Raw genomic sequence first — 9,263 nt, 5'->3', positions numbered from 1 at the left:
CCGGGACGGATCCGGCGGGGACGGATGCGCCCCACGCGGGTGTGGCCGGGGCAGGTGTGTCCGGGACCGGTGTGTCCGCGACCGGTGTGCCCGAAGCCGTCCACGCCGACGCCGGCCAGGTCGAGACCCTGGGCACCGAGCCCCGTACGTCCGGGACTCCCGCCCCCCGAGCCCCGGCGCCCGAGACCCCTGCACCCCGGGTCCCGGCGCCGGAGAACGCCGCCTCCGCGGGCCCGTCTCCCGCGGTGGCGGCGCTCATCGTCGCCGCTGCCGCCGCCTCCGGCGGCGCCGCGCTGTCGCCGTACCACGCCTGCTGCTCCCGCTTAGCCGGCCTGCCCGGCCCCCGCCGGGCAACGGCAGCCGGCGCGGCGGAGCCCGCCGGCGCCCCCGCCCCCGCGGACCCGGCGACCGCCGCCGACGACGCCGAAGCCGCCCCGCCCCCGTGCTGTGCGGTGACTGTGCCAAGGTGGCCCCATGCGCCGCCTCGCCGTGACCGCCTCCGCCCTCCTCGCCGTGGCGCTGGCCGCGTGTTCGACGGGGGATCCCGAGGCGGCGGCCAATCGGGGTACCTCTGCCAGTGAGGGCGCAGCCGGCGGGGGAGGCCCGAGCCCAGTACCCACGGACCAGGGTGTTCAGGAGCTGCGGGTACGGGTGCTGGAGCGCCTGCCGCATGATCCCGAGGCGTTCACGCAGGGCCTGGAGCTGCGCGGCGACGTCCTCTACGAGGGCACCGGCCTGGAGGGCAGCTCCTCCGTACGCCGCGGCCCCGCCGGCGCAGAACCCACCGTCCGCCGCGACCTGCCCGCCCCGCTCTTCGGCGAGGGCCTGACGCTCGTCGGCCCCCGGCTCTGGCAGCTCACCTGGCAGAACGGCATCGCCATCGAACGCGACGCGGACACCCTGAAGGAACTGCGCCGCGTCCGCTACGAGGGCGAGGGCTGGGGCCTGTGCCAGGACCGCACCGACGGCGGCACCGGCGGCCGGCTCGTCATGAGCGACGGCACCTCCCGGCTCACGTTCCGCGACCCCCGGACGTTCGAGCCCACCGGCCACGTGGACGTCACCCGCGACGGCGTCCCCGTCGACCAGCTCAACGAGCTGGAGTGCACCCCCGACGGCAGCGTCTACGCGAACGTCTACCAGACCGACACCGTCGTCCGTATCGACCCGGACACCGGCTCCGTCACCGCCGACATCGACGCCTCCGGGCTGCTCCGGCCCGCCGAACTGCGGAACGGGGCGCTCCAGCTCAACGGGATCGCCGCGCTCCCCGGCGGCGAGGAGTTCCTGCTCACGGGCAAGTACTGGCCCCGGATGTTCCGGGTCGAGTTCGTGGCGCGCTGAGGCCGCGGAAAAAAAATCCGGGCGGGTGTCGATCCGGCAGGGTGTCGTTCGACGCATGGGCAGAAGGACGGCACTCGGCCGCCCGCGACGAGAACGAGGAGACGCGCGATGCGCTACATGATGCTGATCGAGCCGGACCTGGAGCGCAGCCCCAAGGACGGGATGCCCAGCCAGGAGATCATGGACGAGATGGGCAAGCTCCTGGAGGAGATGACCAAGTCCGGCGTGCTGCTCGACACCGCCGGGCTGAAGCCCAACGAGGAGGCCGTGCGGGTCACCTCCGACCGGGGGAAGCTGTCCGTGGTCGACGGTCCGTTCACCGAGTCCAAGGAACTGGTCGGCGGCTATCTGATCGCCCAGGTCAAGTCCAAGGAAGAAGCCCTGGAGTGGGCCAACCGCTTCCTGAGGGTGCACGGTGAGGAGTGGGTCATCACCGTCGAGCTGCGGGAGATCATGGAGGGCTAGCGGCGGGTGACGGCCCAGGTCAGGGCCGTTGCGAGTTGCCTTCGGCCGGGGCGGGCTGTTCTGATGTGGGGCTGTGACGGCTTCGCAGGACGCCCGCGCCCGGCGGGAGGACGCACCCGGGCCGCCGCCCGCCGCCGCGCGGGGGGCCACCGATCGCGCCGTGGCCGCGGTCTGGCGGATCGAGTCCGCGCGGATCATCGCGGGCGTGGCCCGTATCGTGCGCGACATCGGCGTGGCGGAGGAACTGGCGCAGGACGCGCTGGTCGCCGCCCTGGAGCAGTGGCCCGAGTCGGGCGTGCCCGACAACCCCGGCGCATGGCTCATGGCCACCGCCCGGCGGCGGGCCATCGACCTGGTACGCCGCAAGGAGCGCTACGCGCGCAAGCTGGCGGAGATCGGCCACGACCTGGAGAGCCGCCGCCCGGAGGGCGAGGCGCAGCTCGCCGCCGTCCTCGACGACGACATCGAGGACGACCTGCTGCGTCTGGTGTTCACGGCCTGCCACCCGGTGCTGTCCACACCCGCGCGGGTGGCGCTCACGCTGCGGCTGCTGGGCGGGCTCACCACGGACGAGATCGCGCGGGCGTTCCTCGTCACGGAGCCGACGGTGGCGCAGCGCATCGTACGGGCCAAGCGGACGCTGGCGAAGGCGGAGGTGCCGTTCGAGCAGCCCCAGGGGCCGGAGCGGGCGGAGCGCCTGGCGTCGGTGCTGGAGGTCATCTACCTCGTCTTCAACGAGGGCTACTCGGCGACCGCGGGCGACGACTGGATGCGCCCGGGGCTCTGCGAGGACGCGCTGCGGCTGGCGCGGGTGCTGGCCGGGCTGATGCCGAAGGAGCCGGAGGTGCACGGGCTGGCGGCGCTGCTGGAGATCCAGGCGTCGCGGGCGGGGGCGCGCACGGGGCCGGACGGCGAACCGGTGCTGCTGCTGGAGCAGAACCGCGGGCGGTGGGACCAACTGCTGATCCGCCGCGGGTTCGCGGCGCTGGCGCGGGCGCAGTCGCTGGTCGCGGCCGGGGCGCAGGGGCCGGGGCCGTACATGCTGCAGGCGGCGATCGCGGCCTGCCACGCGCGGGCGCCGCGGGCGGCGGACACGGACTGGGGGCAGATCGTCCGGCTGTACGAGGCGCTGGCGCGGGTGGCGCCGTCGCCGGTGGTGGAGCTGAACCGGGCGGTGGCGGTGTCCATGGCGTACGGGCCCGAGGACGCGCTGCGGATCGTCGACGGGCTCGCGGACGAGCCGGCGCTGAAGGACTACCACCTGCTGCCGAGCGTCCGCGGCGACCTGCTGCGGCGGCTGGGGCGGACGGCGGAGGCGCGGGAGGAGTTCGCGCGCGCGGCGGACCTGACGCGCAACGCGCAGGAACGCACGCTGCTCCAGACCCGCGCGGAGTCCTCGCCGGACGGGCCATAGCGGACTGGGCCGCGCCGCACCGGGCCTCGGCGGACGAGCCGAAGCGGGCAGTGACCGGGGTCCGCGGTGGGCGTGCCGCAGCGAACCGGGCACACGGTGAACGGGACCGTAGTGATCGGCTCGCAGCGGACGTGCCGGAGCGGGCCGGCGCCTGGCGCGACCCGGGGGTCGCGCCGCCGGGTTCTGTGGGGCGCCCGCTCAGTCCTCCAGCACCAGGGGCAGGCCGAAGAGCGGGAACAGCCGCTCGGCGCTCAGGAAGCTGTTCAGCCCCGTGACCTTGCCGTCCTCGATCTCCAGGACCTGGATCGCCCAGCCGCGGTGCCGGCCGCTCTCGGGGTCCGGGTGGTACTGCGCGAAGGCCGGCATGCCGTTCGCCGAGCAGGCGACCAGGCGGGAGCCGCGGCAGACCGCGCCGGTGCCGAGGAACCAGGTGCGCACGTCCTCCGGGCCCTGCAGCCACAGCGGCAGCGGGGGCATGGAGAGGATGACGTCCTCGCGCATCAGCGCGGTGAGCGCATCCAGGTCGTACCGCTCGAAGGCGTCCACATAGCGCTCAAGGAAGCGCTGCTGGTCCGCGTCCAGCGGCTTGGCCGGCTCGCTGTCGGCCGGGGGCTCGGTGGCCAGGGTGGCGCGGGCGCGCTGCAGCGCGCTGTTCACCGAGGCCACGGAGGTCTCCAGCAGGTCCGCGACCTCGCTCGCCTTCCAGGCGAGCACGTCCCGCAGGATCAGCACCACGCGCTGGCGGGGCGGCAGGTGCTGCAGCGCGGCGACGAAGGCGAGGCGCACGGAGTCACGCTGGGCCGCGACCTCGGCGGGGTCCCCGCCCTCGGGGAGCACCTTCGTGTCGGGCATCGGCTCCAGCCACGTGGCCTCGGGGAGGGCACCGCCGAGGGCGGCCTCCGGGGGCGTGGTCGCCGCGCCGGGGGACGACAGGTCCATCGGGCGGGCGCGGCGCTGCGGGCTGCCGTGCATGTCGAAGCAGACATTCGTGGCGATCCGGTACAACCACGAGCGCATCGACGCGCGGCCCTCGAAGCGCTCGAAGCCCTTCCAGGCGCGCACCATGGTCTCCTGGACCGCGTCCTCCGCCTCGAAGGCGGAGCCGAGCATGCGATAGCAGTACCCGGTCAGCTCGATGCGGTGGGACTCCAGGCGCTTCTCCACCGGCTCTTCTGCGGCGGGGTCCGCCACGTCTTGTCTGGTCACGTTTGCCATCGTACGGGCGGGCACTGACAGCGGTCATCGGGTGCGACAGATCCGGAGAATTCACCAACCAGCCATCGCAAGGGCTTACTTCCCGCCACCCGGCGTGGCACTGTGCGGATGATGTTGATCAGAGCAACCCGATCAGGAGTGCCCATGACCGGCAGACCCACCCGTCGTACGGCCCTGCTCACCGCGCTCGGCGCAGGCGCGGCCGTCACCCTTCCCGCCGCCGCCGCACACGCGGCCGGCGGAAAGCCCAACCCGCCCGTCGCCGTCACCGACCAGAAGTCGCGCCGCGTCCTCATCCTCGACTCGCGCCTGCCGTGGGACTCGCCGGACGCCGTCCGGTGGGCCTTCTCGCCGGAGGGCGACGAGAGGTACGCGGACCTGGTGCCGCAGGCCAGCTGGACGTACGTCGACGAGGCCAAGGCCCGCCGCCGCAAGGGGCGTACGTACCTGCTCACCACCGCCTCGTTCGGCTTCGCCGCCGTCGTCGAGGTGCCCACCGGGCGCCGCTACTGGGCCGGCGCGCTCGCCGGCGGTACGGACACCGTCAACCCGCACAGCATCGAACTGCTCCCCGACGGCAACGTCGCCGTCGCCGGCAGCACGGGCGACACCATCCGCCTCTACGCCGCCTCGCAGGGGCCGGCCGCCGACACGTACGCCGAGTACCGCTTCGACGACGCGCACGGGCTGCAGTGGGACAACAGGCGCGGCGTGCTGTGGGCGATAGGCCACGACGAGCTGATCGCCCTGAAGGCCGGCGGCACCCCCGCCGAGCCGACGCTCACCCTCGTCGACGCCGTCGCCCTGCCGCACCCCGACGGCCTCTCGGCCAGCGGGCACGACCTCAGCGCGGTCGCGGGCCGCCCCGGCCGGCTGTGGATCACCACGGGCTACGGCGTGTTCCAGTACGACATCGCCGGTCGCGAGTTCCGCCAGGACTACGCCGGTGCGGCGGAGATCAACCGGCGCAGCGTGAAGGCCGTCAGCGACGTGCAGGGGAGCGGACGGGTGGTCACCACCGTGCCGGAGCCCGGCCTCGGCAAGTCGTGGTGGACGACGACGGTGTCGGCCCACAACCCGGAGGGTGCGTTCACGCTCCCGGACAGCGGGATCTACAAGGCCCGTTGGTGGCTGTCGGAGCCCCGGTGACCGCCGGCTGACCGAGCCCGGTCACGCCGCGCCGGCGACCGAGCCCCGGGCCTGACCTCCGGGGACGTCCCGCCGGTGCGCTGAAGGCCGGTGCTCTCCAAGCCGGTGCGCCGGTCGCGGTCCTGCCGGTTCAGTCCTCCGGCTCCTCGGCGGTGGATCCGGCGCGCGTGCGCTTCCAGTCCTCGAACTCCTTGCGCACCCGCCGGTCCATCGCCATGGCCACCTCCGCCTCCAGCACCTGCATCGACACCGGCCGCAGCTGCTCCAGCGCGTCCGTCAGCCGCTCCACCTGCTCGCCGCTCAGCTCGCCCGCCGGCGTCTCCATGACGTCGGTCAGCACGTGCTCGCGTATGAGCGCGGTGAACAGCTCGGCGAGGTCGTCCGCGTGCGCGCGCACCTCGCGGGCGGCGGCGAGCACGGCTGCCAGCGGCACGCCCCTGGCCACCAGCTTCGACGAGGCGTCCAGCAGCCGCCTGCTGACGTGGATGAACTCCTCGCCCTCCACGGCGACATAGCCCATGTCGATGGACCTCGCGAGGTTCTCCCAGGAGACCTCGCCCGCGAACCGGTCGGCCAGCTCCTCCGGCGTGATGCGCACCGGGGTCTCCTCCGACCAGGGCTTGGTCAGCGTCTCCTCCAGGCCGAGCAGCTCGGCGGCGCCGCGTACGTCCCGGCCGCTCTCGAAGGCGGAGATCAACTCCGCGATGCCGCCCAGGGTGTGGCCGCGGTCCAGTAGCGCGGCGATCGTCCGCAGCCGGGACAGGTGCCCGTCCCCGTACCAGGCGATCCGGCCCTCGCGGCGCGGCGGTTGGAGGAGCTTGCGCTCGCGGTAGAAGCGCAGGGTGCGAACGGTGATGCCGGCGCGCTCGGCCAGCTCCTCCGTCCGGAATTCGCGTCCCACCGTCTGTCTCCTCCGCCGTCCCCGCAGGTCCGTGCCGTACGCCCGGACCACCAGGGTAGAACCTCCCGCCGACACCCGGCCCCCGGGCGGAAACCGATCACGCCGGCCCCCTACCCATCGGTAAGAACAGGCCCTACTCTCATCGTGCCAGTGAATGCTGGCGCAATCGAGTCTCCACGGCTGGGAGGACGACGGCGATGACGCGTGAACACGTCAGGGTGGCGGTGATCGGCTCCGGATTCGGCGGCCTCGGCGCCGCCGTACGGCTGCGCCGGGAGGGGATCACGGACTTCGTCGTGCTGGAGCGGGCGAGCACGCTCGGCGGCACCTGGCGGGACAACAGCTATCCGGGCTGCGCCTGCGACGTCCCCTCGCACCTGTACTCGTTCTCCTTCGCGCCCAACGCCGAGTGGCCGCGCACGTTCTCCGGGCAGCAGCACATCCGGGACTACCTGGAGCAGGTCGCCGACATCTTCGGCATACGGCAGCACATCCGCTTCGACCACGAGGTACGCAGCATCCGCTGGGACGACGACGAGCTGCACTGGGAGATCGACACCGCGCGCGCCGAACTCACCGCCGACGTCGTCGTCTCCGCCACCGGCCCGCTGTCCGACCCCAAGATTCCGGACATCCCCGGCCTCGACACGTTCCCCGGCAAGGTGTTCCACTCCGCGCGCTGGGACCACGGCGTGCCGCTGGGCGGCAAGCGGGTCGCCATGGTCGGCACCGGCGCCTCCGCCATCCAGATCGTGCCGTCCATCCAGCCCGAGGTCTCCCGGCTCACCGTCTTCCAGCGCACCCCGCCGTGGGTGCTGCCGCGCGTGGACCGCGCCATCAGCGCCCCGGAGCGGTGGCTGCACGCGCGCGTACCCGCCACGACGAAGCTGCGCCGGGGCATCCTGTGGGGCATCCGCGAACTTCAGGTGCAGGCGTTCACCAAACACCCCGACGAGCTGGGATTCGTGGAGGGTCTGGCCAAGCGGAACCTGGGCCGGGCGATCAAGGACCCCGGACTGCGCCGCAAGCTCGTACCCGACTACCGCATCGGCTGCAAGCGGATCCTGCTGTCCAACGACTACTATCCGGCGCTCGCCCAGCCCAACGTCGACGTCGTCGCCTCCGGTCTGAAGGAGGTGCGCGGCTCGACCCTCGTGGCCGCCGACGGCACCGAGACCGAGGCCGACGCGATCATCTTCGGCACCGGCTTCCACGTGACCGACATGCCCATCGGCGAGCGCATCAAGGGCCGCGACGGCACCACGCTCGCGGAGGCGTGGAGCGGCGGGATGGAGGCCCTGCGCGGCGCCAGCGCGGCCGGGTTCCCCAACCTGCTGACGGTCATCGGCCCCAACACCGGCCTCGGCAACAGCTCGATGATCCTCATCATCGAGGCGCAGCTGAACTACATGGCGGACTTCGTGCGCCGCCTCGACCACCTCGGCAGGCCCGGCGGCCGGGTCGCGCTCGACGCGCGGCCTGCGGCGGTGAAGGACTGGAACGCGCGGGTGCAGGAACGGATGAAGCGCACGGTGTGGAACACCGGCGGCTGCGACAGCTGGTACCTGGACGCCAACGGGCGCAACACGACCGTGTGGCCGGGCACCACGAGCGAGTTCAGGAAGGTGACGAGGAAGGTGCACGCGGAGGAGTACGAGGTGTTGCGCACCGTGGAGGGCGCGCCGCGTACAAGCGGAAGCGCCCCGGAGTCCGCCGGCGCGCGCCGGGGCGAGGGGGCCGTCCGATGACCCGGCTCATGCACGTCACCTCCGGCCCGTACGCCCCGCCCGTCCCGCGGCGCGAGCTGACCGCCGCCTCCGCCGACGGCACCCCGCTGTACGTCGAGGAGCACGGCCCGAAGGACGCCCCGGCGGTCGTCCTCGCGCACGGCTGGTGCTGCTCGACCGCCTTCTGGGCACCGGTGGTCCGGCAGCTCGCACCCGATCACCGCGTCATCGCGTACGACCAGCGGGGCCACGGCCGCAGCCCCGAGGGCAACTACGGCTCGTACCGCACCGCCACCCTCGCCGACGACCTCGGTGCCGTGCTCGACGCGGTGCTGGCGCCCGGCGAGAAGGCCGTGATCGGCGGCCACTCGATGGGCGGCATGACGCTGATGGCCGCCGCGGGGCGCCCGTACCTGCGCGAGCGGGCCGCCGCCGTGCTGCTGTGCAGCACGGGCAGCGCGCAACTGGTGCCCGAGTCGCGGGTGGTGCCGCTGCGGGCCAGGGCGCTGCGCTCCGCGGTGCAGCGCGCGCTGCTGGTCTCGCGGCTGCCGATGGGGCCGGTGACGCCGCTGTCGAAGAAGGTGCTGGGCCCGGCGATCCTGGGCCGGGGCGCCACCCCGGCGCAGATCGAGGCGAGCGCCCGTATCGTCTTCGCCACCCCGCGCAAGGCGCGCGGCGTGTGGGGGCGGGTGCTGGCGACGCTCGACCTGGACGCGGAGGTGGCCCGGATGCCGGTGCCGGCCGCGGTGGTGCACGGCAGCGCCGACCGGCTCACGCCGGTGCGGCTGGCGCGGAAGATCGAGGAGCTGCTGCCCGAGAGCGCGGGGTTCACCGAGCTGGACGGGCTGGGGCACATGACGCCCATCGAGGCGCCGTACGCGGTCGCCGACGTGCTGCGCGGGCTCGTACGCGACCACCTGGCGGGAGCGCCGCAGGGCGCGCAGGCTGAAGGGGCCGCCGAGGCGACGGCCGGGACGCCCGGCGAGACGGGCGCCGGGACGCCCGGCGAGACGACTGCCGGACCGGCCGCCGCGGCGGCCGTCGAGAA

8 protein-coding genes are annotated in these 9,263 nt (G+C 73.7%); 6 read left to right on the top strand and 2 right to left on the bottom strand.

From position 1 onward, the window contains the following. Window positions 1-474 precede the first annotated feature (474 nt). From H5J30_RS09285 to H5J30_RS09275, 3 genes are all read left to right on the top strand, one after another. Entirely contained in the window at window positions 475-1,344 is an 870-nt protein-coding gene (locus H5J30_RS09285) for a glutaminyl-peptide cyclotransferase (RefSeq protein WP_220188698.1), read from the top strand. 108 nt (window positions 1,345-1,452) lie between these two features. Continuing rightward, complete coding sequence (locus H5J30_RS09280) at window positions 1,453-1,809, top strand: YciI family protein (protein WP_181786842.1); 357 nt, start codon at window positions 1,453-1,455, stop codon at window positions 1,807-1,809. 73 nt (window positions 1,810-1,882) lie between these two features. After that, the gene (locus H5J30_RS09275; RefSeq protein WP_181786840.1) at window positions 1,883-3,223 is read left to right on the top strand and encodes an RNA polymerase sigma factor; all 1,341 of its coding nucleotides are present in this window, start codon (window positions 1,883-1,885) and stop codon (window positions 3,221-3,223) included. 198 nt (window positions 3,224-3,421) lie between these two features. Here the strand turns inward: H5J30_RS09275 and H5J30_RS09270 are convergent, their stop codons facing one another. Next, a complete protein-coding gene (locus tag H5J30_RS09270; protein WP_181786838.1) occupies window positions 3,422-4,438 on the bottom strand; it encodes a sigma-70 family RNA polymerase sigma factor in 1,017 nt (338 codons plus the stop codon). Window positions 4,439-4,582: 144 nt separating this feature from the next. Here H5J30_RS09270 and H5J30_RS09265 point away from each other — a divergent pair, with 144 nt between their 5' ends. Further along, on the top strand, window positions 4,583-5,587 hold the full coding sequence (locus H5J30_RS09265) for a DUF6528 family protein (protein WP_181786836.1): 1,005 nt from the start codon (window positions 4,583-4,585) through the stop codon (window positions 5,585-5,587). 130 nt (window positions 5,588-5,717) lie between these two features. Here H5J30_RS09265 and H5J30_RS09260 read toward each other — a convergent pair whose 3' ends face one another. Further along, window positions 5,718-6,488, bottom strand: a complete 771-nt coding sequence (locus tag H5J30_RS09260; RefSeq protein ID WP_181786834.1) for a MerR family transcriptional regulator — start codon at window positions 6,486-6,488, stop codon at window positions 5,718-5,720. 197 nt (window positions 6,489-6,685) lie between these two features. Here H5J30_RS09260 and H5J30_RS09255 point away from each other — a divergent pair, with 197 nt between their 5' ends. Together H5J30_RS09255 and H5J30_RS09250 are read left to right on the top strand one after the other, a co-directional pair. Then, window positions 6,686-8,236 (top strand): flavin-containing monooxygenase, encoded by a 1,551-nt coding sequence (locus H5J30_RS09255; protein ID WP_181786832.1) that lies wholly within the window; start codon window positions 6,686-6,688, stop codon window positions 8,234-8,236. Then, window positions 8,233-9,263, top strand: a 1,031-nt coding sequence (locus H5J30_RS09250) for an alpha/beta fold hydrolase (protein ID WP_181786830.1), incomplete at its 3' end; no start/stop codon positions are given. The genes H5J30_RS09255 and H5J30_RS09250, both read left to right, overlap by 4 nt.

Origin of the sequence: Streptomyces phytophilus (assembly GCF_013870535.1) — a bacterium.
In the GTDB taxonomy this organism is placed as follows: Bacteria; Actinomycetota; Actinomycetes; order Streptomycetales; family Streptomycetaceae; genus Streptomyces; species Streptomyces phytophilus.
This window is presented reverse-complemented; position numbering and strand designations above follow the sequence as displayed.